At 66.1% G+C, this 463-nt stretch carries 1 protein-coding gene; it reads left to right on the top strand.

Translation table 11 applies throughout. The features are described 5' to 3' along the window. The coding region (locus AACY45_RS28435) for a hypothetical protein (protein WP_339548797.1) at positions 1-386 on the top strand (386 nt) is incomplete at its 5' end. Between the last annotated feature and the right edge of the window lie 77 nt (positions 387-463).

Here is a 463-nt window from a genome sequence, read left to right as displayed (position 1 = left end):
ATGTCGACGGCGGCGTGACCGCGCCGGTGCTGACCTTGCCGGAAGCGCTGCTGCTGCAGGGCGGCCTGCCCGGCAAGTCCCGCCTCGACATCTACATCCTCGTCAACAAGAAGATCGAGCGCAACTTCGAGCTGGTGTCCAACAGCACCATCGACGTCGCCTCGCGCAGCCTGTCCGCGATCACGCAGTCGCAGACCCGCTCGATCATTTACGCGACCTATGATTTCGCCAAGCGCAACCGCTTCGGCTTCCATCTCTCCTACATCGCGCGCGACTATCCCGCGCCGCCCTCCGAAGGCTTCGATACCGCCTACATGCGGGCGCGCTACCAATACGGCTACGACAAGGCCGCCTCAGGTCAGGCCTGGAGCTCCGGCCTGCCGTGACCCGACGGGCCCCGGGGGCGGCCCCACGAGCCACGCGACGCTTTCGCCTCAGTTTGACGATGACGGACTCAGGACCC

Source organism: Pseudomonas sp. RA_35y_Pfl2_P32 (assembly GCF_963970735.1).
GTDB lineage: Bacteria > Pseudomonadota > Gammaproteobacteria > Pseudomonadales > Pseudomonadaceae > Aquipseudomonas.
Note: the sequence above shows the minus strand (reverse complement) of the source record. Positions and strands in the feature narration are given on the sequence as shown.